Raw genomic sequence first — 25,725 nt, 5'->3', positions numbered from 1 at the left:
CCCTGATGTTAAAAGCATTGGGGGTTTTTACGTTATCTGCGTGTATCTTTATGGTATTTACAGAAGGAGTTGAATTACCAAATACCCATAACGGTCTCAGGTATAGACTTATCACTGCTCCATGGATTCCTTTAGCTGATAATGTTATTGACACCACCATTAATTTGAGTAAGTTATAAAAAGAGTAAAGCACTCAGGTTATTTGCAAATGTATGCTATTATGAAAATAATCCTGATCTGTTGTACTGGTTATAGTATTAAATTATTTTGTTATTACGGAGAGTGGCTTGTGAGTGATAAAAAGAACGTTGACAGCAGTATTAATATAGGCGGAATGACTTGCGCGGCTTGTGTGCGCAGGGTAGAAAAAAAACTTGCAAAAGTTGACGGTGTTGATTCAGTCGTTGTTAATCTGGCAACGAATTCTGCCGCAGTCAGCTACGATCCTGACGTTATTAATGTTAACGCCATTGGCACAGAGCTGGAACGTATAGGTTATGAGTTTAAAGGTGTCGATCAGGATATGATAGAGGACGAGACAGTTTCTTTCTATACTGATAAATTTAAGATTGCAGCTCCTATATCTCTGGTGGTTTTTACTCTGTCGATGATTAATGTCCCTGTTATTGAGAGCTTCAAATTCTGGATTATGATGATCCTTACTCTCTGTGTGATGATTTTCGGCGGCGGTATATTTTATAAAATCGCATGGAAAAACTTCAAAAACAGAACCTCAGATATGAATACGCTCCTTGCTGTAGGAACACTTTCAGCATTTATATATTCGGCTTTTGTAACTGTCTTTGCCGATTACTTTATAGCGCGCGATAACTATCATGTATATTACGATGCCGCATGTGTGATTATAACCTTTATTCTGCTCGGTCGTATGATGGAATCCCGTGCTAAGAAACGTGCGAAAGGTGCGATAGAAGCACTTTTGAACCTTGCTCCTAAGACTGCATATGTTATAAAAGACGGTGTGGAGCAGGAAGTTCCGGCGAGTCATATATTTGTCGGAGATGTAATAAGAGTTAAACCGGGCGGCTCAATAGCTGTTGACGGTGAGGTTGAGTCAGGACAGGGGCGTGCAGATGAATCTATGCTGACAGGCGAATCTGTTCCAGTGGCTAAGCGGGAGGGGGATACGCTCTATGCCGGAACGGTTCTCACCAGCGGAACTCTTCTTTATAAAGCAACGACAGTGGGCAATGAGACAGTTCTTGCCGGCATAATCAAGACAGTAAAAAGTGCGACAGCATCAAAACCTGCTGTGCAGCGTATGGCGGACAAAGTCTCTTCAGTATTTGTTCCGACAGTGCTCGTTATTTCAGTGGTAACATTCCTTACATGGTTTTTTGTGGGACCTGAACCACTTCTGGCAAACAGTCTGCTTGCATTTGTTTCTGTTCTTATTGTTGCTTGTCCATGTGCTATGGGGCTTGCCACCCCGACTGCCGTTATGGTCAGCACCGGACGCGGAGCTTCAAACGGCATCCTCGTTAAAAACGGTGAGACACTGGAAAAGGCTTGTAAGGTAAACCGCATAATTTTCGATAAGACAGGGACACTCACAACAGGAAATCTGAAAGTAGAAAAATTCGCTGTTGCCCCCGAATATATGGGGGAGGTTGCTTCAGTGGAGGCTCTCTCCGAACACCCGCTTGCTGTGGCTGTTGTAGAATATGCCAAAGCAGCAGGAGCGGAACTCAGCCCTGTTGAAGATTTTGAAAACTACGACGGAGAAGGTGTTTCAGGAATTGTAGACGGCAAAAAAGTATTAGTCGGTAAGTATGAATTTCTTCAACGCAACGGGGTAGAGGCAGAGGCATCAGCTTTTAGCGGTTCCCGTATATATGCCTCCGTTGACGGGGTTTATGCTGGCATGCTAGGTGTTACAGATTCTGTTAAAAGTGATGCCGCAGAAACAATCAGTCTTCTCAAAAGACGAGGCATTACACCTGTGATTGTTTCCGGTGATAACGAAAAATCAGTCAAAATAGTTGCAGATAAGATAGGAATAAAAGAATATCACTCAGGCATCAGCCCCCAGGGTAAGCTTGATATCTTACAGGGGTACAGAGCAAAAGGCGAGACAGTAGCCATGGTTGGTGATGGTATCAACGATGCTGCTGCACTTGCTGCCAGTGATGTTGGCTTTGCCATGAGCAGCGGAACAGATGTTGCGATGCAGTCGGGGGATATAACTATCCTTGGTGACAGCACATTACGGATAGTCAGAGCACTCAACTTGTCTTGTGCTACACTGAACATTATCAAAGAGAACCTTTTTTGGGCGTTCTTTTACAACATAGCGCTGATACCCCTTGCAGCCGGAGTGTTTTACCCCGCATTTGGATGGAAACTTTCCCCGATGTTTGCAGGAGCGGCTATGGCATTCTCTTCAGTAAGTGTGGTGACTAACTCTCTGAGGCTGAAAATTAAGAAGATCTGATTCTTTCTTTTAGTTTGCCGCCAAGTATTTGACCGGCAATAGAAAATAAAAAGAATAGTGGAATGTATACCCAGTCGATATGAGTGTATATACGCATAAATGCTATCATCGGAATGGGAGCATGAATACATACAGCCCAGCCGATTGAGAACTTTCTTGTGTATGTCCTGAGCCAGCCGAAAGGCAGGTTTAATAAAAAAGCAATTGCGCAAATAGCAAAAACGCCTTGTAGTGTGTTCATCTTTTTTATATAAGGATTAAATGAAGGTATGTAAATGAAAATTTTGTTAATAGGTGTAGGTGGGTTTCTCGGGGCTATATCCAGATATTACGTTTCTAAAGGATCAATGCTGCTTTTAGGTAACAGGATACCTTACGGGACGCTGGTTGTGAATGTAGCCGGGTCATTTCTGCTTGGGCTTATTTTTACCCTTTCTGTTGAGAAACTTGCCGTAAGCGAGAATCTACGTTTTCTTATTGCTGTCGGATTCCTCGGGGCATTTACAACATTTTCAACATTTTCTGTTGAGTCACTATATCTTTTCGAGGACGGTGCATACGCATCGGCATTTATATATATATTTGGTAACGTTATACTCAGCCTTACTGCTGCATTTGTAGGGATCTATATCGCAAGACTTTAAGGAGTTTTTTATGCTCGGCACACACAAATTGCTTAGGATATTTATCGGAGGCTCAGACACCTATGATGGACAGCCGCTATTTAAAGCCATTGTTGAACTGTGCCTTGAAAATAAGATCGCAGGGGCAACGGTTCAGAGGTGTATGTATGGCTATGGCAGAAGTGCTGTTATCCACTCCAGCAGAACGATCGCCCTGTCTGAGAATCTCCCTTTAATAGTAGAAGTGGTAGATTCGGAAGCTAATCTTAATAAAATAATTCCTGAGATAAAAGAGATGTTGGATGGCGGACTTATCACCATGGAAAACATAGAAGTGCTGGAGTATAAATAGTGGGATTTCTCCGAAGCGTAAATTGTCCGGTGTTTAATATTGAAAATACTAAAGAAGTTCCGGAAAGAGAAAGCTATACTTTACAGATCGGCGGAGAGACACCAAAAGCCGGTAAATATCAGCTGGATGATTTTCTTGCGTGTTTTAAGGCAGTCACGCTGAACAGCAGACTTACCTCTGTTTCAAAATGGTCAGTGCGTGCTGACTGGCAGGGTGTTCGCTGGGCTGATTTTGTCGAATGGGCAAATCCCGGTGAATACAAGTATGTTTATACTGAAAGCTATGGCGGATATAGTACGTCTATTCATGCAGAAGACTTTAACAGCCCCAGAATCCTCATCTGCACTCATGTTGCAGGGGGAGAAATAGAGTTTGAATACGGCGGTCCTGTACGGATGATTATCCCGAACCTATGGGGTTATAAAAGCTGTAAGTGGCTAAAAAGAATCTATTTTATGAATGAATATATACAGGGAACGTGGGAGTCCAACGGCTATAAAGATCGTGGAACCATTCAGCCCTGCATGGTCGAAGATGTTAATACAGGCAGACATTTTAAAATAAGCGGCGGCGAAGTTTTTATAGATTAATGCATTGTTTACTGCTTTAGGAGGAAAAATTGGCAGGAAGTACATTCGGAACGAATTTTACCATAACTACATTTGGCGAAAGCCACGGAAAAGCAGTGGGGGTTGTACTTGACGGCTGCCCTCCTATGATAGAGCTGTCCGTGGAAGATGTTCAGAAAGAGCTGGACAGAAGGCGCCCCGGGCAGAGTAAGGTTTCCACTCCCCGGGATGAATCCGATACAGTTGAGATATACAGCGGTATCTTTGAAGGCAAGACCACTGGGACGCCCATCATGATGATGGTGTTTAATAAGAATCAGATGTCACGGGACTATAACGCTGTGAAAGACCTTTTCAGACCAGGGCACGCAGACTTCACGTATTACTCTAAATATGGTGTCAGAGACCACAGAGGCGGCGGGCGTTCTTCAGCACGGGAGACGATAGGAAGGGTTTGCGCAGGTGCTGTGGCTAAAAAGATTCTCAGCAGGTCAGGTGTCACAATTCAGGCTTACGTTATTCAGGTTGGACCACATAAGGCAGAGAAACGTGATCTTGGTATAGTTGAAGAGAATATTATAAGAACATGTGACCTTGATGCAGCAAAGAAGATGGAAGAATACATTGTAGAAGCAAAAGAGGCGGGCGACTCCGTTGGCGCAATAGTTGAAGTTATCGTAAAAGGAGTTCCTGTTGGTGTGGGCGAGCCGGTATTCGACAGACTGAATGCACTGATATCCCATGCTATTATGTCTATACCTGCTGTGAAAGGGATAGAATTCGGGAAAGGCTTTGAAGCAGCACTCATGCGTGGCAGTGAGCACAATGATGAAATGATTAAATACGGGTTTTTATCTAACAACGCCGGGGGCACTCTTGGGGGGATGGCATCAGGTCAGGATATTATATTCAGATTCGTAGTAAAGCCGGCAAGCTCTATTACTGTTCCGAGGAAGGGGATCGACTTATACGGGAATGAAAAGACAGTAATAACAGAAGGGCGGCACGACCCATGTGTTGCGCCCCGTGTTGTACCTGTTGCAGAGGCTATGACAGGGGTAGTGCTGGTTGATTTAATCATGTCTGACAAGGCTATAGCTAATTACTTTGAAAAAAAGTGATTTTTGTTTTAAAAATGTATTGACTTAAATACATGAAATAGATATAACTACCTTCCCCTGCAGAGATCATCTCTTCAGGGGTTACTTTTGAAGCTCTTCGGGGCTCTAAAAAAGATGTTAGAAATTTTAAAAAACCGATTGACTTAAACAAGCTAATTGGTTATAACAACGCTCCCCCACAGATAAAGAAGTGGGGGTTATTTTTGGAAAGCAGCAGCTCGAAAAAAAAGATGTTAGAAACTAAAAAAAACCTGTTGACACAGTGATTCAGATTGGTTATAACAACGCTCCCCGCAGAATGCGAGGTTGTTTTTTTGGAAAGCGAAAGCTCAAAAAAAGATGTTAAGAAAATAAGTTGTTGACAACGGAAGCGGTTTTCTATAAGATAATCCTCCCTTGACCGGAAAGGTTGAGGTCACAATTTAACAGCGAGGCGCAAGCCGAGCGCAGATGTTTGACAAATGAATAAGGTCGATATGAGATAATGAATACAGTGATGTTCGATATCTCTGATTATTAGATTAGTTGGAGTTTATCATAAAGAGTTTGGATGGAGAGTTTGATCCTGGCTCAGAACGAACGCTGGCGGCGTGCTTAACACATGCAAGTCAAGGGGAAAGTCACTTCGGTGGCGATTACACTGGCGCACGGGTGAGTAACGCGTGAGGAATCTACCATTAAGTTTGGGACAACATTCCGAAAGGGGTGCTAATACCGGATAATATACGCATTCGCATGTTTGTGTAGGAAAGGCGGTTTCGGCTGTCGCTTTTTGATGATCTCGCGTATCATTAGATAGTTGGTGAGGTAACGGCTCACCAAGTCTACGATGATTAGCCGGCCTGAGAGGGTGGCCGGCCACATAGGGACTGAGACACGGCCCTAACTCCTACGGGAGGCAGCAGTGGGGAATTTTGCGCAATGACCGAAAGGTTGACGCAGCGACGCCGCGTGTATGACGAAGGTTTTCGGATCGTAAAGTACTTTCAGCAGGGAAGAAATGGTTCAATAGTAACTGATTGAGTTTTGACGGTACCTGCAGAAGCAGCCCCGGCTAACTCCGTGCCAGCAGCCGCGGTAATACGGAGGGGGCAAGCGTTGTTCGGAGTCACTGGGCGTAAAGCGCACGTAGGTGGATTATCAAGTCAGGAGTTAAAGGCAACGGCTCAACCGTTGTAAGGCTTTTGAAACTGGTAGTCTAGAGTGTTGGAGAGGAATGCGGAATTTCCGGTGTAGCGGTGAAATGCGTAGATATCGGAAGGAACACCAGTTGCGAAGGCGGCATTCTGGCCAATAACTGACACTGAGGTGCGAGAGCATGGGTAGCAAACAGGATTAGATACCCTGGTAGTCCATGCTGTAAACGATGGATGCTAGGTGTTGGGGTTTATACGCCTCAGTGCCGAAGCTAACGCATTAAGCATCCCGCCTGGGGAGTACGGCCGCAAGGCTGAAACTCAAAGGAATTGACGGGGGCCCGCACAAGCGGTGGAGCACGTGGTTTAATTCGATGCTAACCGTAGAACCTTACCTGGGCTTGACATCCGTAGTCGTTTCTAGAGATAGAAATTTGCTCATCTTTGATGAGAGCTATGAGACAGGTGCTGCATGGCTGTCGTCAGCTCGTGCCGTGAGGTGTTGGGTTAAGTCCCGCAACGAGCGCAACCCCTATTTTTAGTTGCCATCAGGTAATGCTGGGCACTCTAAAGAGACAGCCGTCGATAAGGCGGAGGAAGGTGGGGACGACGTCAAGTCATCATGGCCCTTATGTCCAGGGCTACACACGTGCTACAATGGTTCATACAGAGGGCAGCTAACTCGTGAGAGTACGCGAATCCCTTAAAGTGGATCTCAGTTCGGATTGTAATCTGCAACTCGATTACATGAAGCTGGAATCGCTAGTAATCGCAGGTCAGCTAAACTGCGGTGAATACGTTCCCGGGCCTTGTACACACCGCCCGTCACACCACGGGAGTCGACCGTACCTGAAGCCGGTGGCCTAACCTTTTAGGAGGGAGCCGTCTATGGTATAGTTGGTAACTGGGGTGAAGTCGTAACAAGGTAGCCGTACCGGAAGGTGTGGCTGGATCACCTCCTTTCTAAGGAGATTGCATTTCGGTGCAGAATCTATAGAAAGATAATTACTCATATCGACCTTTTATTTTACATATATGGTGTCTGGGGAGAAGTATCGACCTAGAGCTTATAGGGGCCTATAGCTCAGTTTGGTTAGAGCGCACGCCTGATAAGCGTGAGGTCGGTGGTTCAAGTCCACCTAGGCCCATTAAATAACCTTATGGGGTTGTTTATAAACACTCAATATTTTGAGTATTTATATATAGTTCCATAGATATATGGGGGTGTAGCTCAGCTGGGAGAGCACCGCCCTTGCAAGGCGGGGGTCAGGAGTTCGAACCTCCTCATCTCCATTAAGGAACTAACAAGATTATGTATTTTTTTTAGCTGTCACAAGTTAAAAGAGCAAGGCAGTCAAGGCTGTCTTTTTTAGACTTCGGTCTAATTTTAAAACGGTTTCTAAGTTATCTGAGTAACGCAAGCATTTATGTTTGGTTTAGATTGTTTAGAAAGCTGTATGATGTTTGACTTCATAATATATACGCGAGATTGGTTGAAAGCCTAAACTTTGACTGATCGTTTGAGTGTATATGTTTATATATGAGCTTTTAGAGATAAGGGAAGCAATAGGGTAAACGAAATCAAGCTACTAAGAGCAGATGGGGAATGCCTAGGCGATAACCGGCGATGAAGGACGTGGAAGACTGCGAAAAGCTACGGTTAGCTGTCAACAAGCGTTGATCCGTAGATGTCCGAATGGGGCAACCCGGCGGGGTTAATACTCCGTCACTGAGTAATCAGAGCGAACCCGGGGAAGTGAAACATCTCAGTACCCGGAGGAAGAGAAAGTAAAAACGATTCCGTAAGTAGCGGTGAGCGAACGCGGAACAGCCTAAACCAAGTTTCGGCTTGGGGTTGTGGGGCCCGCATACGATATGATGGATGATAGTAGAAGTGTCTGGAAAGGCACGCCATAGAGAGTGACAGTCTCGTATACGAAATCAGAAATCAGTCAGCGGTGTCCCCGAGTATCACGGGGAACGTGGAGCCTTGTGAGAATCTGGGAGGACCACCTCCTAAGGCTAAATACGAGTTATCGACCGATAGTGAACTAGTACCGTGAGGGAAAGGTGAAAAGAACCCCTGTTAGGGGAGTGAAATAGAACCTGAAACCATCTGCTTACAAGCGGTCGGAGCAACTTTATGTTGTGACGGCGTGCCTTTTGCATAATGAGCCTACGAGTTACGATATGCAGCGAGGTTAAGACGTTAGTCGAAGCCGGAGGGAAACCGAGTCTGAATAGGGCGATTAGTTGTATGTTGTAGACCCGAAGCCAACCGATCTATCCATGGGCAGGGTGAAGCGACGGTAAGACGTCGTGGAGGCCCGAACCGATATACGTTGAAAAGTGTTCGGATGACCTGTGGATAGGGGTGAAAGGCCAATCAAGGTTGGTGATAGCTGGTTCTCTTCGAAATGCATTTAGGTGCAGCGTCATGTGTTTGCCTATGGGGGTAGAGCACTGAATGGGCTAGGGGGCATACCGCTTACTGAACCCAATCAAACTCCGAATACCATAGGTTTAGAGCATGGCAGTGAGACTGCGGGTGAGAAGGTCCGTAGTCGAGAGGGTAAGAGCCCAGACCGTCGGCTAAGGTCCCGGAGTGTGTACTAAGTGGGAAAGGATGTGAAGATGGTTAGACAACCAGGAGGTTGGCTTAGAAGCAGCCACCCTTTAAAGAAAGCGTAACAGCTCACTGGTCTAGCGTTTTTGCGCCGAAGATATAACGGGGCTAAGTACACCACCGAAGCCACGGACTTGATCTTTAAGATTGAGTGGTAGAAGAGCATTCTGTTCAGCGTTGAATGTATACTGTAAGGTATGCTGGAGCGGACGGAAGAGATAATGTAGGCATGAGTAGCGATAAAATGGGTGAGAAACCCATTCACCGAAAGTCTAAGGTTTCCACCGGCAGGGTAATCCGCGGTGGGTTAGTCGGTCCCTAAGGCGAGGGCGAAAGCCGTAGTCGATGGGAAACAGGTTAATATTCCTGTACCGGCATATGTGCGTTTGTACGATGGAGTGACAAAGAAGGTTAGATGGTCCGGGTGTTGGATATCCCGGTTTAAGCGTGTAGTCTGGGAGGATAGGCAAATCCGTTCTCCTAAGGATGAGGCGTTACGACGAGCCCCGTAACAAGGGCGAAGCCATTGATACCATGCTTTCGAGAAAAACTTCTAAGGAGTGCATGTGCTGTCCGTACCGTAAACCGACACAGGTAGACGAGAAGAGAATTCTAAGGTGTTCGAGAGAATCATGGTTAAGGAACTCGGCAAAATGTCACCGTAACTTCGGGATAAGGTGAGCTCCCATTATGTGTAACCCCTCGCGGGTGTAGCAGAACGGAGTCGCAGAGAAGAGGTCCAGGCGACTGTTTATCAAAAACATAGCACTCTGCCAACTGGTAACAGGAAGTATAGGGTGTGACGCCTGCCCGGTGCTGGAAGGTTAATAGGAGGTGTTAGCGCAAGCGAAGCTCCGAATTGAAGCCCCAGTAAACGGCGGCCGTAACTATAACGGTCCTAAGGTAGCGAAATTCCTTGTCGGGTAAGTTCCGACCTGCACGAATGGCGTAACGATCTGGACGCTGTCTCAACCATGAACTCGGCGAAATTGCAGTAGCGGTGAAAATGCCGTTTACCCGCAGCAGGACGGAAAGACCCCGTGGACCTTTACTATAGTTTGGCAATGATACTTGGTAAATCATGTGTAGGATAGGTGGGAGACGTTGAAATGTGGTCGCTAGATTGCATGGAGTCGTCCTTGAAATACCACCCTTGGTTTGCTGATTATCTAACCTAGCCGGTGTGTAACCGGAGGGACATTGTCTGACGGGTAGTTTGACTGGGGCGGTCGCCTCCGAAAGAGTAACAGAGGCGCGCGAAGGTATTCTCAGATTGGTCGGAAACCAATTGACGAGTGTAAAGGCATAAGAATGCTTGACTGTGAGACCTACAAGTCGAACAGGTAGGAAACTAGGCCTTAGTGATCCGGTGGTCCCGAGTGGAAGGGCCATCGCTCAACGGATAAAAGGTACCCCGGGGATAACAGGCTGATCTCCCCCAAGAGTTCACATCGACGGGGAGGTTTGGCACCTCGATGTCGGCTCATCACATCCTGGGGCTGTAGCAGGTCCCAAGGGTACGGCTGTTCGCCGTTTAAAGTGGTACGCGAGCTGGGTTCAGAACGTCGTGAGACAGTTCGGTCCTTATCCGCTGCGGGCGCAGGAGATTTGAAGGGGTCTGTCCCTAGTACGAGAGGACCGGGATGGACAGAACTCTGGTGTTCCAATTGTTCCGCCAGGAGCATTGTTGGGTAGCTATTTCTGGAACAGATAACCGCTGAAAGCATCTAAGCGGGAAACTGGCCCTAAGATGAGATCTCCCTGACTTTATAGTCATTAAAGGACACATGTAGATTACGTGTTTGATAGGCTGGGTGTGTAAGCGTTGTGAGGCGTTGAGCTGACCAGTACTAATAGTCCGTAAGGCTTGATATAATTGTTTACTTTAGCTTCCCTTAATTCTAAGAGCTCATATGTTTAGGCAGACATTAAATGTTAGAACAATAGAATATGTATACAGGATTCCCTGGTGGTTTTAGCGGTAAGGTTCCACCCGTTCCCATTTCGAACACGGAAGTTAAGCTTACCAGCGCCGATGGTACTTCATGAATCAAACATGTGGGAGAGTAGGTCGCCGCCAGGGATTTTTTTATGTCTAAACTCAAATCTAACTGTTTCTATTCTCAAATACTCATCTATATAACCCGTAACATGCCATTATCGCTGCGTCCCTCATACTCAGGCAATACACACCAACGTTTATACTAAATCTAATATTGTAAATGAACATAGATACAAAATGTCAGGTTAAACAGGTTTAAAATGTGGAGAGTTATTCTGTTTTCCCATTGTTTTATGTATTGATTGATTGTTATGAGCGGGCTTATTTTTCTGGAATCAGGTAATAGTCTGACTGATATGATATAAAATCACATAAAGGAGTAAAAAAACTAATTGTACAGGCTATTATTGAATCCTGCCTGATTAATCGACTAATGATGCTCCCAGTTTGAATGCTTTTTCACAATCCTGTGGAAAAACTTCTTTACGTGCTTTTGCTTTTGCCACCGGGTCAAATGCTTCAGCTATATATTTACTGTAGTCTGCAAACTGTGTTGTGTCGTTTACTGTTATATATTCTGAGTGCCCGTATATCCTCTCTAGATATGATCTGGTTGTTTCAAATGTACGGACATAGCCTCTGTTTTCCATATCTTTAGATTTTACGTTCATAGTATATATACAAGCTGTTTTCATCTTTCCTTCATAAACAGATGAATAATCTTTGCAGTAGACAAAAGGTGCATACATAAAACGTTCCAGTATAGCTCTTGTACTTGAAGTCACATCAGCAAAATACACTGGGGATCCGAATATAACTGCGTCTGCTTCTGCCATTTTAACCAATATGCTGGTTACATCGTCTTTAACAGCACATATGCCTCCTGTTATATTATCTTTCAGCTTACAGGCGAAGCAGCTTATGCATCCCTGAAATTTATAGTCATAAAGATTAATTATTTCCGTTTTTGCACCTTTGGATTCTGCGCCTTCAAGAGCATGTCTCAGCACCGTAGCAGTGTTAAACTTTTTCCGGGGACTTCCGTTCAGTCCGATAACTTTCATTGATTTCTCCTGCTTATAAGTCAACAGTATTCATGAATTCCGCAGGGTAACGAAGCCCTTTAACTTTTTTAGTATCAATTATATTCTCCAGTTTTTCAACCTGTTCTTTTGTCAGTTTAATATCTGCTGCTTTTATGTTGTCATTCAGATATTTAAGCCTTTTTGTGCCAGGAATAGGGAATATGTCATCGCCTTTAGCGAGGACCCATGCAATAGCTATTTGCGCTGGTATATGGCCAAGATTTTTTGCGTATATCCTCATCTCTTCAACCATTGCCATGTTTGTTTGAAAATTTTCTTCTGCGAAGCGCGGGTTGAAATGTCTGTAGTCTCCACCTGCGAGATCATCTTTAGAAGTTAGCGCGCCCGTCAGAAAACCTCTACCCAGCGGACTGTATGCCACAAGTGCTATCCCCAGTTCTCTGCATGTGTCAAGTATCTCACCTTCAACATCTCTTGTCCATAGAGAGTACTCAGTCTGAAGGGCGGTTATAGGGTGAACAGCATGAGCGCGTCTGAGAGTTTGTGCGTTAACTTCTGAAAGACCTAAATATCTTACTTTACCTTCTTTCACAAGTTCTGCCATTGCACCGACAGTTTCTTCTATCTCAACTTTCGGGTCCTTTCTGTGCATGTAATAAAGGTCTATATTGTCAGTGTTGAGCCTTTTCAGGCTCGCCTCACACGCTTGCTTAACATATTCCGGGCTACAGTTAATGTTTCTGGCTGTTTCACCTTTTTGACGAACTATAGCAAATTTGGTGGCGAGAACAACTTTGTTCCTTTTGGCTTTAATAGCTTTACCTACAAGCTCTTCATTGTCGCCGATACCATACATATCTGCAGTGTCAAGGAGCGTGATACCTTTTTCGAGAGCTTCATGGATGACTTTTATAGATTCGACATCATTACGTTCACCATAAAAGTCACTCATTCCCATACAGCCTAGCCCGATTCTACTAGACTTAAGCCCTTGTTTACCCATCTCTCTTATGTTCATTTGTGTCTCCTTTTTATAAACTACACTGTGTAGTTTACTTATGCTTTCTTTTGAAGTCAAGTAAATTTATTATGTCGATTTTTTGGTCAATATTCCATATACTTACTTTTAAAAGGCAGGATAAATGAAGGAAAGATGCTGTAAGTTTTCAGAAAAAAAGAAAGAAGCAATACTGGAATCGGCTTCGGAGCTTTTCTTAAGTAAAGGCTATGGAGATGTTTCTATGGATGAGATAGCAAAGTGTGCCTGTGTCTCTAAAAGAACGGTGTATAATCATTTTCCATCAAAAGAATTGCTTTTTGCTGAGATGGTCAGACTCACATGGACAAGTATAGAACAGCCATCCTTGGATATTGAGAACAGTGACGATGTCAGAGAAGTATTGAAAGCCTATACTCTGAATTTTCTTGATATTATGCGTTCAGAAAAATTCTCAAACCTTCTTCGTTTGATGATGGGAGAATCTGAACGTTTCCCGGAACTTAAAAAGATGTATTCAGAGCATGGCATCAGGACAGTTCTTTCAACAGTAAATGAGTTTTTCATGTCTGTTAATGATGCAGGTATTTTATGTATCCAAGACCCAATGCTTACAGCTCAGCAGTATGTCGGAATGGTTAAGGAGTCTCTCTTCTGGCCTGTTTTGCTCGGGCTATTTAAACAGCCGACAGCAGAGCGTGACGAGCTTGTCGTCAACTCTGCCATCGACATAATATTCACCACATACTCTAATTAAAAACCGACAGAAAAACTCCTGCGGCTATTGCACTCCCGATGACTCCGGCAACATTAGGCGCCATGGCATGCATAATGAGAAAGTTGTTCGGGTCTTCTTTTGCCCCCACAACCTGACAAACTCTGGCTGAGTCGGGAACAGCTGAAACGCCTGCGGCACCTATTATAGGATTTATAGGGTTTTTGCTAAGGATATTCATTAATTTTGCGACAAGGATTCCGGACGCTGTTGCAACACAGAATGAGCCTGCTCCCAGAGCAAAGATTTTTATGGAGTCAGGTGTCAGAAACCTTGTGGCATCTGTGCTAAGTCCCACTGTAAAGCCCAGCAGAATCGTAACGATATCAATGAGGGCAGCCCTTGCTGTGTTTGCCAGTCTTTCTGTTACACCACACTCTTTCAGCAGGTTACCAAAAAATAGCATACCGAGCAGAGTTATTGCTCCTGGTGCTATCATCGTTGTAAGCAGGAAAGCAACAATAGGAAACATGATCCGCAGACGTTTACTAACTGGTTTTGAAGGCTTCATACGGATGAGGCGTTCTTTTTTGGTTGTTAAGAGCTTGATTATCGGCGGCTGTATAACAGGAACCAGCGCCATGTATGAGTAAGCAGCAATAGCGATGGCACCAAGATAATCCGGAGCAAGTTTACTGGAAAGGAAGATTGCTGTCGGTCCGTCAGCGCCGCCTATGATACCGATTGCAGCAGCATGCTCTATACTGAATCCCAGATAAAGAGAGCCTAAAAATGTTATGAAGATACCGAATTGCGCTGCTGCACCGAGGATAATCAGTCTTGGGTTAGAGAGCATACAAGAAAAATCTGTCATAGCCCCGATGCCCATAAATATAAGGGGAGGGTAAAACCCCTGACTAACGCCCTGATACAGGATGGAAAACACACTTCCCACCTCATAAACACCGATATTCATACCGGCAGAATACGGGATATTTCCCACAAGCACACCAAACCCGATGGGGACAAGAAGAAGCGGTTCGTAATCCTTTTTAATAGCCAGATAGAGGAATATGCATCCAACAACAAGCATCAGCAGATTGCCTAAGGTGAAGTTGCCGAAAGCTCCGTTTCTGAGGAACTGTAATATTATTTCCATAAATTTACTCGTACTCTATAAGGGTCTGACCTTCTCTGATGTTATCGCCTTTTGCAACAGGTATTGTTTTTACTTTCCCGTCTGCCGGAGCTGCTATGGATGTTTTCATTTTCATAGCTTCCAGTATCATGACAATGTCTCCCTCTTTAACCACGCCCCCCGCAGTACATTTTATTTCAAGTACGATACCGGCTATGGGGCTGGTAACAGACCCGCTGGCATCAGCCGCAGTTTTGGGCTGTTTTTTCTGATTTGGTCTGGGCAGAGGCGAGGGGATGGATGAAGAAGTTTGCGTATCCGGCATGGAAGGCACATATGGGAGTGCAGAAGGGTACCCCTCCTGTTCGTCATCAAGCACTTCAACATCAACCTCGTAGGCTATTCCGTGAACAGTTATTTTAAGCTTCATGTATATCTCCGTTATTTTTCTGTTTTAATATTTAATACGTGTGAACCATGCAGGACACTTCGTCCTTCCATTGTCCAGCCTGCGATTTTGGCATCTCTGGTAACTATTCTGCGGACTGACCTTATCCGGAAATTCTTTTGACGGACAGCGGCAGCCGCAGCAGCAGAGATCAGCAGTAAAGTTATGTTGTCAAGGGTCTGTTTTTGTTTTGGTTCGGGCTCATTGCGGAGTTCCTTGGCTCGTATCAGTTTTTCGTCAATAGTACGCATCAGGCTGATAGCAAATGAGATAAGTATCAGAGATGTGAAAACTATGAGCATTCCCGCTACACTAAGCTTCAGAGCATATATCATTTCTGTTTCCATCTGTCTTCCTTAAAGCGGTATAAGACCGTGTTTTTTCTGAGGACGCATTTCGCGTTTCGTTCTGAGGGCTTCCAGTGCTGTGACTATAGCCATCTTGGTTTCTGCCGGATCTATAACATCGTCAACATATCCTCTGCCTGCTGCGGCATAAGGGGTTGTGAATGCTATTTTATATTCTTTAGTCTTTTCTTCCTGAAGTTCTTTCGGGTCGAATGCTTCTTTGATCTCTTTGCTGTAAAGGATGCTAGTGGCTCCTTCTGCGCCCATCACCGCGATCTCAGCTGACGGCCATGCATAGACCATGTCTGCACCCATCTCTTTTGAACACATGGCAAGGTAAGCTCCACCGTAAGCTTTACGAAGTATAACGGTCACCTTTGGGACTGTGGTTGCGCCATATGCGAAAAGCATCTTTGCACCGTGCCGTATGATACCGCCGTATTCCTGATCTACCCCTGGCATAAAGCCTGGAACGTCAACAAATGTGACTATTGGAATATTAAAAGCGTTACAAAAGCGGATGAATCTCGCTGCTTTGTCGGATGAATCTATGTCGAGAACACCTGCTTTGACGCTGGGCTGGTTTGCTACCACACCTATTGTGTGTCCGGACATTCTGGCGAACCCGATTACGATATTTGGTGCAAAATGTTCCTGAATCTCAAGAAAATCTGCTTTGTCCACTATGTTCCGTATTACGTCTAATATGTCGTAGGGCTCTTTCGGGTCTTCGGGTAAGAGGTTCCGTAGATGTTCTTCCGGCCCCATCATCTGAGACACAGGGGGGAGGGAAGGTGGTTCCTCTGTGTTATTACTGGGGAGGAAGGATAAGAGCCTTTTACACAGAAGCATAGCTTCCTTTCCGTTTTTAGCGGTAAAGTGAACGACTCCTGAATAGTGTGAGTGGCTTTCAACACCGCCCAGCTCTTCGGATGATACATCCTCTCCTGTGACCTGTTTGATTACAGAAGGTCCGGTGATGAACATCTGCCCTTCGTGCTCCACCTGAATAATAAAATCTGTGAGTGCCGGGGAATATGCCGCACCGCCTGCACAGGGACCTGCAATGATGCTTATCTGAGGAACAACGCCTGATAGAAGCACATTACGATAAAATATGTTTCCGTAGCCGGAGAGGGCGTCCACCCCCTCCTGAATGCGGGCACCGCCGGAGTCGTTGATAAATACAAAAGGATCGCCGGTTTTTAAAGCCTGATCCATTACGTTAGCAATTTTCTTTGCTGTCATTTCACCAACGGAACCGCCCGCAACTGTAAAGTCCTGACTTGCCGCATAGGTGAGCCTGCCGTCAACACTCCCCATTCCAGTTACGACGCCTTCCCCCGGGAACTCTTTGTCGGTCATGCCGAAGTTTGTGCATCTGTGCCGCATAAAAAGTCCTTGTTCCTGAAACGTATCAGGGTCAAAGAGAAGAGCCAGCCGCTCTCTTGCTGTGAGTTTACCGGTCTTATGATGCTTTACAATTTTCTCTTTTCCTCCGCCGAGGTATGCTTCGGAGCGTTTCTTGTGAAGGGTGCTGATCTGTTTTTTGTTGTTCATATATCTTTTCCTGCATTGTGGGGTATTAATAAATAACTTATATTAAGGATAACACCGCTTTACGCAGCTTCAACATGAATAGATGAAAACATGAACATAATACTGTGTTTTGAAATGGGACTTGTAAGTTTTACGTATGTTGATAATGATTTGTTGTTTTTTATATGTGTATGGTATTGTTTGTATTCGTCAGTGTATAATATCTTTATGGAGTGAGGAATGAAGAAAATAACGTTAATCTTTCTGATATATGCTTTTTTGAGTTCTTTTGCGTTTGCCGGAGAGACATCCGAAAAAGCCGGAGAGGCTTTTGGTAAGGCAGTTAAAGAGACCCGCAAGGTCGGAGAACAAATTGTTCGTTCCACTAAAAAAGGGTATAAAAAAGCATCTGAGTATGTGAAAGAGCTTCTGGAGGGGACAAAAGAGAGCGCTAAAGATTTTCACGAAGGATTTAAAGACGGCTATGACAAAGATAAGAAAGGCAACGAAGATGAGTCTTATCTCTGAGCCATAGGGTTGTGTTTTTCGCAGGGCACCCTAACCTGACACAGACCACAAGGGGTCTGGAAAGTGCCAAGAAGCTTCTGGGCGTGTGGTCCGGTTACCCCTCTGATATAGTCAAAACATTTCTGTTTGTCATGTCCTTCTCTGGTGATTGCTCCTGCCGGACATCGTTTTATACATGCTCCGCATGTTCCTTTTGCGTAATACAGACAGTTTCCGAGATGGTTAGTATATTCCCTTTTGTCGGGGGTTATATAGGTGTCTATAACAACAGAACCTATTCTTGCCGCCATGCCTTTCTCTGTGATGAACCCATCTGACAAGCTGAATGTTCCCAGCCCTGCCGCATAGGCAACGTGTCTCTCTGACCAGTTGGAATACTTACCTGTTGTCTCTGATTCCTGATATGCAAAATCGGGGGAGAGTGCCGGAGCACAAGCTTTTATTCCCATCGATAAATACATGTCTCTTATTTCTCTTCTGAGAAACTCGTTAAAGAATTCTCCATAGTGTCTTGAGTGAACCCATCTGGAAGAGGGAAGCTCGGTTTCTTGCCGCTGGTCGCTAAGGGTTGCTTCTGTCTGTGGAAGAATCCAGCTTATAACTGTAAGGTGATCTTCATTAAAGGTGTCATGGGGAAAGGTTTTCTGCATTATTTCAACTGGTGTCCAGAATTTTTCTCCTACGATAGTTTTATATGAATTATAAAGAGGGTCTGCACCGGATGAGAAGGCTGTCAGAGGGGTGTCCCACGCTTTTTCACTAAATCCTTTCAGAGTATTTTCTGCTGATGTTTCAACTAAATATAATATTTTGTCTTCTGTCAGTTTTCTTAAATCATTTTCGTTCATCAAAAGCTCCGGCAAGGATTTTTCTGATGGCTTTTTCCGCCCTGTCAACAGGCCATAAGCTTTGGTAGTTCTTAACTGATATGTTTGCTCCTTCATATATAACGTAAACGGTTTCAGCGAGTTCTTCAGAGTTTTCGCAGTCTTTGAGCTCATTTTTAATGAGGTTTATCAGCTTAGATTTGTGGGCTTTTACAGCATGTCTTATCCTATTGTCTTTTTCGTTGATTTCTGATGCTATATTTAAAAAAGGGCATCCGTTGAAATGATTTGCCTGTGCCATATGGCGTATATTTTCCAGAAGCCCGCATATTCTCTCTTTCGGTGTATTACCGCCTTCGGCTATGAATTTTTTCTGTCTTTCGTGGGATACTTCACTTCGCTCTGTCAGATATGCCAGACAAAGCATTTCTTTAGATGGGAAATAATGGTAAAAACTGGCTTTGGCAACCTCTGATTCTTTGATAATCTGATTAATACCTGTTGCTCTGTACCCCTGCTCATAAAACAATCTGTCTGTTGTTTTTAGTATCCGTTCTCTTACTGACATATTTTTCATATAACAATAATAGACAGACCTGTCTGTATGTCAAGTTCAGAATTGAAGTAGTTTGCAATAATGTAAGAAGAAAAGGTTATCTGATATTAAAGATACGGTGGATGCCCTCTCGTTTTTCTGCTATGAGCGAGCTTTGTAATGACGTTGATTTACTGCCGGCGCATGTTCCGGTTTCGAGGTAATTTATAGCGGCTGCAATCATACTTTCCTCTGCATCTCCAAGCTGATGTTCTGTGTCGTCAACTGCTGTGCAGTCCGGTTCCAGACCGTTAAAATAGCCTCCTTCTGCTCTGGAGTTAAGCAGTTGGAAAGATATCGGTGCTATGACATTGCCGCAATACTCAAAAGAGTACATGCCTACAGGTTTGCCGTGGGTTGTGCTTCCCACAAGGTGTGTATCTATGTAAGGTTTGAGTCCGTTTATTAGAAGTTCGCTGGCAGATGCCGTTGCGGATGTTGTCAGGAATATAACCTTGTCTATGTCAACATGGGCAAGGGGTGATGAGAAGAGAGCGGTTTGGTTCCATGATGAGTATTTTGAATTGTGTAGAAACGTTATAAATATATTGCCTGTCCACGATCCGCCTGAAATGTTATCTGCAATGTATTTTGCTCCGTTTATCAATCCTCCGCTGTTGTATCTCAGGTCTATTATGAGCTCGCTTATATTTTCTGTCTTGAAAGCTGTTAAAGCTTCTGAGAGGTCTGAGATGTAGTTCGCTGTAAAGCTCAGATAAGATATATATCCTATTTTCTTGCCATTTGTTGTATTTGTGAAAATATTATATGCATTTACGGCGTTTGCGTAATAGCTGTCTTTTGTAACGTTGACAATTCCTGCTGTACCTGTATTGTCGAGATATTCTAAGTTTACTGAATACCCCTGCTGGTTGGGTCCGAAAGCAGCATCAAAACTATTATTGTCCGTCATATCCTGAATAGTATAGCCGTTTACGGAAGTGATTTTGTACCCTCTGCGTAGTCCGGCGATATCGGCAGGTGAGTCTTTGTAAATATAAGTTATCACAGCATTATTATGTTCAAGATCGTATTGCAGGTTTAGTCCCAGCCCCACATTGTCTCCGGCATAGTGCGCATCACTTATTTCTTTGGAAACTATGTAGCTCCAGTCGTCCAGCCCATACCTTAAATCTGCCAGAAGTTGATTTTGGCTGTTGTATTTTGTGTAGTCAGGCTGTTTGATCTCCCGGCTCCAAAGGTATATATCATGCATGACATCGTTTACAAATTTGATCTGATCCGTTTCTGAACAGGATTCTGGTTCATATGTAAGTTTGCCCGGTGCGCCTACGGTATGGTTTTCGCTTGTGGTGGCAGAGCCTGATGAGCTTCCTCCGCCGCAAGCTGCGACATAAAGGGATATAAGAATAATTAACGTAAATTGTTTCATAAAGAGATAATACACCCAGTTATTTACATTTGAAAACATCAAATTGATAAATACACTTTAATGATTTACACTATGTAATCTGATTATTTTTGAAAAGGTAAGATCATGAATATTAATCTTGAACAAGCTCGCCTCATATTGGGCGCACTAGATGAAACTATAGTCATTTTTTCGCAGGAGGGGGAGTATCTTGATATTCTGTCTGCCGGGCTGGAGAGCGAATCCTTTAAAGGACTGATAGGTAAAAATATAAAGGACATAGTCTCGTCAGGGACTGCAAATCTCTTCTTGTCCAGAATAAATGAAGCACTTGTTAAATCCGAAGTAATCGTTTTTGAATATCAGGTTGCCGGTCTTCTCAGTGTTGATTCTGAAAAGTTAATGCCTTCCGGTGTATTACATAAAAAAGCCAAAATTATTCCGTTTCATAATGACGGAAGTGATAGTTTTGTTGCATGGATAGCTTACGACTTTACAGAGTATAGAAACTTGGAATCCAAATATCAGGAGACTGCTGTTGAAGACCCGGTTACGGGCATATTTAACAGACGATTCTTCTTTAAGGAGCTGAACAGCTTTTACCAGCGTTTTCAGCGTGGCAGTAATATATATTCTGTTATCATGCTCAATCTGGATCATGGAGAAAAACTCAGCGACACCTATGGAATGGAACTTACAGACGGTATGATGACAAACTTTGTGAGTCTGATCAAGAGTGCTCTCCGGAGTACAGATCTGTTTGCGAACACCGGTGATGAAGATTTCCTGATACTGCTGCCGGACACTCCTTCAAACGGAGCCTTCCATCTTGCTGAAAGGGTGAGGACAGCGCTGGAGAATAATGTATTCGAGCTGGGGGGGGAACAGTTTACTATCACAGCAAGTTTCGGGTGTAGTGAAGTGTCTGAAGACGATTCAAGCTATGACAATGTGATAAACAGATCAGAGATTGCACTTTATCAGGCAAAACATAACGGCGGTAATTGCGTAAAGAGGTTGAATTACGAAAACTGGAAGAAATAAGCCGCCTCTTTATTAATTTGACTTCTTTCTGACAAGTTTTGCTGATTAGTATGCTAGTCTCTCAAAAACAAGGGGTTATTATTATGTTTTTACTGAAACAGCTGCCCGAGAAGAAGCTTTTAAAGAAACTAGCAAAAGAGTCAAAAGATATCGACCCCACCCGGGCAGTTTTCAGCCTTCAGTTTTTACGCACAGCGAGTGATGCACTTATCTCTATTGATAAATTTTTTGCGTCTAAGGGCTTGTCGCATGGGCGGTTTCTGGCTCTTATGGTGTTGGGAGATGCGGGGGATGCCGGGCTTTTTCCTTTTGAGATTGCTGATCATATGGGAGTTTCAAGGGCGACAGCTTCTGGGCTTATTAAAGGGCTGGAATCAGCAGGGTATGTTGCCAGCAGCCAGTCAAAAACCGATGGGCGCATGAAGAAGATCCTTATAACTGATACGGGGGCTGACTTTCTTGAAGCGCTTACGCCGGAGTATTATTCCTTCATTTCACGCTTTACGGGCACAACAGAAAAGAAGATTCTTAAGAATTTTACTGCTGTACTTTCTGATATAAGCGATAATGTCAAAAATATTTATCAATAAAGCTTACTGCTAGTACTTCCTCTGGATTAAAACAGTTCTTTTGATTTTAGATTGCTTCACTACAAATGGTTGGCAATGACAGTGATTACATCATCGTGAGAGATGAAGTAACACATACAGGGATATATCACATAGCTGAAACCATTAAGTGCTGTGTGTTGTTTCGATCAATTTGTTATCAACTCCTTAGTGGGTGTGCGGAAAGCTGCTCTCCGTTAACAGCGGGAGTCATGTCTGTTTTGCTAAAAGTGCTTGTCCCATCTGTAAAATAGGTTAAAATATCTCTGCTTAGTAATATTTTAATGCAGGTGACTTAATGCAAGAGAAGCTGTTTACTGAATTTTCATTTCAGAGAAATCATATCAATAATGTAATAGACCTTCATCTGAGCGGTAACACCGTACCTTTCATTGCAAGATACAGAAAAGAGATGACAGGAAATATGGATGCAGAAGACATCAGGAATATTATAGAGAGATACGAATACCTGGAGAATCTTGAAAAGCGCAAACAGGAAGTTATCGAAGCCATAGACGAACGTGGCAAGCTGACGGATGAGCTTAAGAAGTCCATAATGAAAGCTGAAACTATGAAAGAGGTTGAAGACCTTTACGCCCCTTATAAATCTAAAAAGAAAACAAAAGCTGATCTAGCAAGAGAAGCCGGGCTGGAGCCTCTGGCGGTATACATCAGGGCAAATGCAGACCTCGGCGGTCTTTCTGCTGAAGCAGAGAAATTTGTCTGTGATGCCGTGCCGGACGCTGACACTGCTGTTTCAATGGCATCTGATATTGTTACCGAAGAGATCGGGCATGACCCGGAGATAAAGGCACGTCTGCGTGAGCTTTACGAGCTGAACGGAGAGATATCCTCCATACAGAAGACAGACTCAAAAGAGCGCAATCCGTATGAGGATTATTACGATTTCCGCCAGAAGATGAGAGATGTCCCTCCTCACCGAGTGCTTGCCATGTTTCGTGGCGAACGTGAGAAAATTCTTAAACTGAAAATCGAAATTGATGAAGATATGTGCCTTAATGCCATAGCTAAGATATGCGCAGGGAAAGGCATGGAAGATAACGAGATAACAAAAAAGAGTATGCGTCAGGCGTTTAAAAAGATGCTTGAGCTCTCGCTGGAGCTTGAGTTTAGAGGGGAGCTGAAAGAGAAGGGGGAGATCAAGGCGATATCTGTTTTCGCAGAAAATCTTAAAAACCTGCTCCTCACGCCCACAGTACGCAACAGGGTTATCATGGGGATAGACCCTGCTTTCAGAACCGGATGCAAGTTTGCTGTTGTGGACACGACCGGTGACCTGCTTGACTACGGTGTTATGTATCCTACCAAACCGCAGGCAGACTATCAGAAAAGCCGGAGCATTATGCTGGAGAGTATCAGGAAAAACAGCGTCAACGCTATCGCCATCGGGAACGGAACAGCGAGCAGAGAGACAGAAGAATTTGTTGCGTCAGTTATATCTGAGGACGAGCTTGATATACAGTACACTATTGTGAGTGAGGCGGGGGCTAGTGTTTATTCTGCCGGCGCTGTGGCGAAGAGAGAGTTTCCGGAGCTGGATGTCTCTATCAGAGGTGCGATATCAATAGCCAGACGTGTTCTTGATCCTCTTGCGGAGCTTGTTAAGATAGACCCTAAGTCAATAGGCGTGGGTATGTATCAGCATGATGTTACGGGCAAAAAGCTGGAAAAGTCTCTTACGGATGTTGTGGAGGATGTGGTTAACAATGTTGGAGTGGATCTTAACACTGCAAGCCCGTCCCTCTTGTCGTATGTTTCAGGGCTGAGTGACTCCCTTGCGGAAAAGATAGTGAAGCACAGACAATCCATAGGGAGATTCAAAAGCAGGAAAGAGCTTATGAAAGTTGACGGTGTTGGGGAGCTAACATTTAGGCAGTCTGCCGGATTTCTTAAGGTGTATGGCGGAGGGGAGAAGCTTGATAGTATGTTTATTCACCCTGAGAGTTACGACGCTGTATACGCATTTCTGGAGGCTGTGAATCTGTCCAGTGACAAATGCGAACTTGTAAAGCTGGCTGTAAAAGATAAAAATGTTAAGTCTCTTGCTGAAAAGCTGGGAATCGGTGAATTTACCATAAAAGATATTATAGATAACCTTGAAAAACCTGACCGGGATATACGGGACAATGTTGATCCGGTTGTGTTTAAACAGGGGATACTGTCCATAGAGAGCCTGAAAGAGGGGGATGTCCTCACTGGTAAGGTTAGTAATGTTGTGGACTTCGGAGCGTTTGTAGATGTCGGTTTGAAAAACGACGGGCTTGTGCATATATCCCAGCTTGCCGACAGATTTGTCAGCGACCCTTCAGAGGTTGTTAAAGTCGGACAGACGGTTAAAACAAAAGTCCTCAGCGTGGACAGAGAGAGGGGAAGACTTTCTCTCAGTATGAAGGTGTAACATGTTTATATTAGACGAACCATTTGCCTCGGGCATACTTCTTGATACTCTGAAAAGAAACAGGTATCCTGTCCTGCTTAATGACTTTGTAAAAACTCTGCCCGAATATGAGAAACTGACTCTCCTCTCTGAAGAGAGGTTCATCGACAGGTTTAAAACAAAGCCGCTCATTTATACCAACTCAGAGAACGCTATAAAGTGGATTAACGATAATCTTATGTTTTCTGACCTGATTGAACGCATTGACACTTTTAAAAATAAAGGGAAATTCAGGGATATACTGTCCGGTATGTACCCTGATTTTTACTACAAAGAAGTTCTGCTTGAAGAGATCGAACAGCTTAAGCTGAAGGATCTTAAATTCCCTTTTATAATAAAGCCTTCAGTTGGTTTTTTCAGTCTTGGTGTGCATTATGTAGAGGATGCTGATAGCTGGAAAGCTGTTCGTGAAAAGCTTCTTGAAGAGACTGTAAAGATAAAGGACTACTACCCTGAAGATGTGCTTGATTCGTCCGGGTTCATCATAGAGGAAGTTATAGACGGTGTTGAGTATGCTATTGATGGATATTACGATTCCTACGGCGAACCTGTTATTCTGAACGTGCTTAAGCATTATTTTGCAGGCAAGGATGATGTTTCTGACAGGGTGTATGTTACCTCTGTGCCTATAGTGAGAGAGGTTCAGGATAAGGTGATGCGTTTTCTTAAATCCCTTTCCAGACTTACAGTTGTGAAGGATTTTCCGTTTCATCTGGAGATACGGATAGACACTGACGGGGATATGATCCCTATAGAGATGAACCCGATGCGCTTTGCCGGGTGGTGCTGTACAGACATTTCTGTTTTCGGCTATGGTTTGAATACTTATGAATGTTTTATGAAAAACATAAAACCGGATTGGGACGATATAGAGCAGCGGTGCGGTGACAGTGTTTACTCCATGTGCGTAATAGAGAAAGGTTCTCATATCGATGACCTTCTGTTGAAAGGGTTTGATTATGATAAGCTTTGCAGCACATTTTCAAATGTTCTGGACATTCGGAAAACAGACTTTATGAGATATGGTGTTTTTGCATTCATATTTGTTCAGGTAGAGAGCGAGGATTCACCGGAGCTGAAGAATATTCTTAATTCGGATTTGAACGAATTTATCATTTACGAATAGAAAGTTGTTCATTGACTTGAAGAAAACTCCCTGTGTGATAATGTAATAGAGAG

At 43.9% G+C, this 25,725-nt stretch carries 21 protein-coding genes, 2 tRNA genes and 3 rRNA genes; 16 read left to right on the top strand and 10 right to left on the bottom strand.

Annotated features, from left to right (window positions below; translation table 11 throughout):
* The first annotated feature begins 289 nt into the window (after positions 1-289).
* Positions 290-2,455, top strand: coding sequence for a heavy metal translocating P-type ATPase (locus DACET_RS09240; protein ID WP_052293524.1), 2,166 nt, complete (start codon positions 290-292; stop codon positions 2,453-2,455).
* On the opposite strand, the gene DACET_RS16005 is transcribed toward DACET_RS09240, so the two are convergent.
* Positions 2,442-2,696: a hypothetical protein gene (locus DACET_RS16005; RefSeq protein WP_013011109.1), complete on the bottom strand. Its 255-nt coding sequence runs from the start codon at positions 2,694-2,696 to the stop codon at positions 2,442-2,444. The genes DACET_RS09240 and DACET_RS16005 overlap by 14 nt on opposite strands.
* A gap of 34 nt (positions 2,697-2,730) precedes the next feature.
* On the opposite strand from DACET_RS16005, the gene crcB reads away from it, so the two are divergent.
* The 9 genes from crcB to rrf all read left to right on the top strand — a co-directional run bounded on the left by crcB (position 2,731) and on the right by rrf (position 10,965).
* Positions 2,731-3,099 (top strand): fluoride efflux transporter CrcB, encoded by a 369-nt coding sequence (crcB, locus tag DACET_RS09235; protein ID WP_013011108.1) that lies wholly within the window; start codon positions 2,731-2,733, stop codon positions 3,097-3,099.
* 10 nt (positions 3,100-3,109) lie between these two features.
* Positions 3,110-3,430, top strand: coding sequence for a DUF190 domain-containing protein (locus tag DACET_RS09230; RefSeq protein WP_013011107.1), 321 nt, complete (start codon positions 3,110-3,112; stop codon positions 3,428-3,430).
* Entirely contained in the window at positions 3,430-4,020 is a 591-nt protein-coding gene (locus tag DACET_RS09225; RefSeq protein WP_013011106.1) for a molybdopterin-dependent oxidoreductase, read from the top strand. Before DACET_RS09230 ends, DACET_RS09225 begins: the two co-directional genes overlap by 1 nt.
* A 29-nt stretch (positions 4,021-4,049) precedes the next feature.
* Positions 4,050-5,120 (top strand): chorismate synthase, encoded by a 1,071-nt coding sequence (gene aroC / locus DACET_RS09220; protein WP_013011105.1) that lies wholly within the window; start codon positions 4,050-4,052, stop codon positions 5,118-5,120.
* Positions 5,121-5,667: 547 nt separating this feature from the next.
* Positions 5,668-7,219 (top strand): 16S ribosomal RNA (locus DACET_RS09215).
* Positions 7,220-7,329: 110 nt separating this feature from the next.
* Positions 7,330-7,404: transfer RNA gene (locus DACET_RS09210), tRNA-Ile, on the top strand.
* A 72-nt stretch (positions 7,405-7,476) separates the two neighbouring features.
* A tRNA-Ala gene (locus DACET_RS09205) sits at positions 7,477-7,549 on the top strand.
* 286 nt (positions 7,550-7,835) lie between these two features.
* A 23S ribosomal RNA gene (locus DACET_RS09200) occupies positions 7,836-10,757 on the top strand.
* A gap of 90 nt (positions 10,758-10,847) precedes the next feature.
* Positions 10,848-10,965, top strand: a 5S ribosomal RNA gene (gene rrf / locus DACET_RS09195).
* The 16S, 23S and 5S rRNA genes sit together here with 2 tRNA genes alongside, the layout of an rRNA operon.
* A gap of 341 nt (positions 10,966-11,306) precedes the next feature.
* On the opposite strand, the gene DACET_RS09190 is transcribed toward rrf, so the two are convergent.
* Together DACET_RS09190 and DACET_RS09185 are read right to left on the bottom strand one after the other, a co-directional pair.
* The gene (locus tag DACET_RS09190) at positions 11,307-11,948 is read right to left on the bottom strand and encodes a flavodoxin family protein (protein WP_013011104.1); all 642 of its coding nucleotides are present in this window, start codon (positions 11,946-11,948) and stop codon (positions 11,307-11,309) included.
* A 13-nt stretch (positions 11,949-11,961) separates the two neighbouring features.
* Complete coding sequence (locus DACET_RS09185) at positions 11,962-12,948, bottom strand: aldo/keto reductase (RefSeq protein WP_013011103.1); 987 nt, start codon at positions 12,946-12,948, stop codon at positions 11,962-11,964.
* A gap of 124 nt (positions 12,949-13,072) precedes the next feature.
* Here DACET_RS09185 and DACET_RS09180 point away from each other — a divergent pair, with 124 nt between their 5' ends.
* The gene (locus DACET_RS09180) at positions 13,073-13,684 is read left to right on the top strand and encodes a TetR/AcrR family transcriptional regulator (protein WP_013011102.1); all 612 of its coding nucleotides are present in this window, start codon (positions 13,073-13,075) and stop codon (positions 13,682-13,684) included.
* On the opposite strand, the gene DACET_RS09175 is transcribed toward DACET_RS09180, so the two are convergent.
* The 4 genes from DACET_RS09175 to DACET_RS09160 are packed head-to-tail and all read right to left on the bottom strand — an operon-like array spanning position 13,677 to position 17,135.
* Complete coding sequence (locus DACET_RS09175; protein WP_013011101.1) at positions 13,677-14,801, bottom strand: sodium ion-translocating decarboxylase subunit beta; 1,125 nt, start codon at positions 14,799-14,801, stop codon at positions 13,677-13,679. The genes DACET_RS09180 and DACET_RS09175 overlap by 8 nt on opposite strands.
* Positions 14,802-14,805: 4 nt before the next feature.
* On the bottom strand, positions 14,806-15,210 hold the full coding sequence (locus tag DACET_RS09170) for a biotin/lipoyl-containing protein (protein ID WP_013011100.1): 405 nt from the start codon (positions 15,208-15,210) through the stop codon (positions 14,806-14,808).
* A gap of 11 nt (positions 15,211-15,221) precedes the next feature.
* Entirely contained in the window at positions 15,222-15,575 is a 354-nt protein-coding gene (locus tag DACET_RS09165; RefSeq protein WP_013011099.1) for an OadG family protein, read from the bottom strand.
* Between the two features lie 9 nt (positions 15,576-15,584).
* Entirely contained in the window at positions 15,585-17,135 is a 1,551-nt protein-coding gene (locus DACET_RS09160) for an acyl-CoA carboxylase subunit beta (RefSeq protein WP_013011098.1), read from the bottom strand.
* 219 nt (positions 17,136-17,354) lie between these two features.
* On the opposite strand from DACET_RS09160, the gene DACET_RS09155 reads away from it, so the two are divergent.
* A complete protein-coding gene (locus DACET_RS09155; RefSeq protein WP_013011097.1) occupies positions 17,355-17,642 on the top strand; it encodes a hypothetical protein in 288 nt (95 codons plus the stop codon).
* Here DACET_RS09155 and DACET_RS09150 read toward each other — a convergent pair.
* The 3 genes from DACET_RS09150 to DACET_RS09140 all read right to left on the bottom strand — a co-directional run bounded on the left by DACET_RS09150 (position 17,633) and on the right by DACET_RS09140 (position 20,457).
* Entirely contained in the window at positions 17,633-18,490 is an 858-nt protein-coding gene (locus DACET_RS09150) for a 4Fe-4S ferredoxin (RefSeq protein WP_013011096.1), read from the bottom strand. The genes DACET_RS09155 and DACET_RS09150 overlap by 10 nt on opposite strands.
* Positions 18,477-19,046 (bottom strand): TetR/AcrR family transcriptional regulator, encoded by a 570-nt coding sequence (locus tag DACET_RS09145; protein ID WP_013011095.1) that lies wholly within the window; start codon positions 19,044-19,046, stop codon positions 18,477-18,479. The genes DACET_RS09150 and DACET_RS09145 overlap by 14 nt, the downstream gene beginning before the upstream one ends.
* Positions 19,047-19,122: 76 nt before the next feature.
* Positions 19,123-20,457, bottom strand: a complete 1,335-nt coding sequence (locus DACET_RS09140) for a S41 family peptidase (protein WP_041229957.1) — start codon at positions 20,455-20,457, stop codon at positions 19,123-19,125.
* Positions 20,458-20,562: 105 nt separating this feature from the next.
* Here DACET_RS09140 and DACET_RS09135 point away from each other — a divergent pair, with 105 nt between their 5' ends.
* The 4 genes from DACET_RS09135 to DACET_RS09120 all read left to right on the top strand — a co-directional run bounded on the left by DACET_RS09135 (position 20,563) and on the right by DACET_RS09120 (position 25,672).
* On the top strand, positions 20,563-21,480 hold the full coding sequence (locus tag DACET_RS09135) for a GGDEF domain-containing protein (protein WP_013011093.1): 918 nt from the start codon (positions 20,563-20,565) through the stop codon (positions 21,478-21,480).
* A gap of 83 nt (positions 21,481-21,563) precedes the next feature.
* Entirely contained in the window at positions 21,564-22,070 is a 507-nt protein-coding gene (locus tag DACET_RS09130) for a MarR family winged helix-turn-helix transcriptional regulator (protein ID WP_013011092.1), read from the top strand.
* Between the two features lie 316 nt (positions 22,071-22,386).
* Complete coding sequence (locus DACET_RS09125) at positions 22,387-24,507, top strand: Tex-like N-terminal domain-containing protein (protein ID WP_013011091.1); 2,121 nt, start codon at positions 22,387-22,389, stop codon at positions 24,505-24,507.
* Position 24,508: 1 nt separating this feature from the next.
* Positions 24,509-25,672: an ATP-grasp domain-containing protein gene (locus DACET_RS09120; protein WP_013011090.1), complete on the top strand. Its 1,164-nt coding sequence runs from the start codon at positions 24,509-24,511 to the stop codon at positions 25,670-25,672.
* Positions 25,673-25,725 lie beyond the last annotated feature (53 nt).

Source organism: Denitrovibrio acetiphilus DSM 12809 (assembly GCF_000025725.1).
Lineage (GTDB): Bacteria > Chrysiogenota > Deferribacteres > Deferribacterales > Geovibrionaceae > Denitrovibrio > Denitrovibrio acetiphilus.
This window is presented reverse-complemented; position numbering and strand designations above follow the sequence as displayed.

Excerpts from the sequence above, each read along its gene's own strand:
- DACET_RS16005 (WP_013011109.1), bottom strand. The coding sequence starts at position 2,696 with ATGAACACACTACAAGGCGTTTTTGCTATTTGCGCAATTGCTTTTTTA.
- crcB (WP_013011108.1), top strand. The coding sequence starts at position 2,731 with ATGAAAATTTTGTTAATAGGTGTAGGTGGGTTTCTCGGGGCTATATCC.
- DACET_RS09230 (WP_013011107.1), top strand. The coding sequence starts at position 3,110 with ATGCTCGGCACACACAAATTGCTTAGGATATTTATCGGAGGCTCAGAC.
- DACET_RS09155 (WP_013011097.1), top strand. The coding sequence starts at position 17,355 with ATGAAGAAAATAACGTTAATCTTTCTGATATATGCTTTTTTGAGTTCT.
- DACET_RS09135 (WP_013011093.1), top strand. The coding sequence starts at position 20,563 with ATGAATATTAATCTTGAACAAGCTCGCCTCATATTGGGCGCACTAGAT.
- DACET_RS09175 (WP_013011101.1), bottom strand. The coding sequence starts at position 14,801 with ATGGAAATAATATTACAGTTCCTCAGAAACGGAGCTTTCGGCAACTTC.
- DACET_RS09140 (WP_041229957.1), bottom strand. The coding sequence starts at position 20,457 with ATGAAACAATTTACGTTAATTATTCTTATATCCCTTTATGTCGCAGCT.
- DACET_RS09125 (WP_013011091.1), top strand. The coding sequence starts at position 22,387 with ATGCAAGAGAAGCTGTTTACTGAATTTTCATTTCAGAGAAATCATATC.
- DACET_RS09165 (WP_013011099.1), bottom strand. The coding sequence starts at position 15,575 with ATGGAAACAGAAATGATATATGCTCTGAAGCTTAGTGTAGCGGGAATG.
- DACET_RS09160 (WP_013011098.1), bottom strand. The coding sequence starts at position 17,135 with ATGAACAACAAAAAACAGATCAGCACCCTTCACAAGAAACGCTCCGAA.
- DACET_RS09170 (WP_013011100.1), bottom strand. The coding sequence starts at position 15,210 with ATGAAGCTTAAAATAACTGTTCACGGAATAGCCTACGAGGTTGATGTT.
- DACET_RS09185 (WP_013011103.1), bottom strand. The coding sequence starts at position 12,948 with ATGAACATAAGAGAGATGGGTAAACAAGGGCTTAAGTCTAGTAGAATC.
- DACET_RS09120 (WP_013011090.1), top strand. The coding sequence starts at position 24,509 with ATGTTTATATTAGACGAACCATTTGCCTCGGGCATACTTCTTGATACT.
- DACET_RS09130 (WP_013011092.1), top strand. The coding sequence starts at position 21,564 with ATGTTTTTACTGAAACAGCTGCCCGAGAAGAAGCTTTTAAAGAAACTA.
- DACET_RS09180 (WP_013011102.1), top strand. The coding sequence starts at position 13,073 with ATGAAGGAAAGATGCTGTAAGTTTTCAGAAAAAAAGAAAGAAGCAATA.
- DACET_RS09190 (WP_013011104.1), bottom strand. The coding sequence starts at position 11,948 with ATGAAAGTTATCGGACTGAACGGAAGTCCCCGGAAAAAGTTTAACACT.
- DACET_RS09145 (WP_013011095.1), bottom strand. The coding sequence starts at position 19,046 with ATGAAAAATATGTCAGTAAGAGAACGGATACTAAAAACAACAGACAGA.
- DACET_RS09150 (WP_013011096.1), bottom strand. The coding sequence starts at position 18,490 with ATGAACGAAAATGATTTAAGAAAACTGACAGAAGACAAAATATTATAT.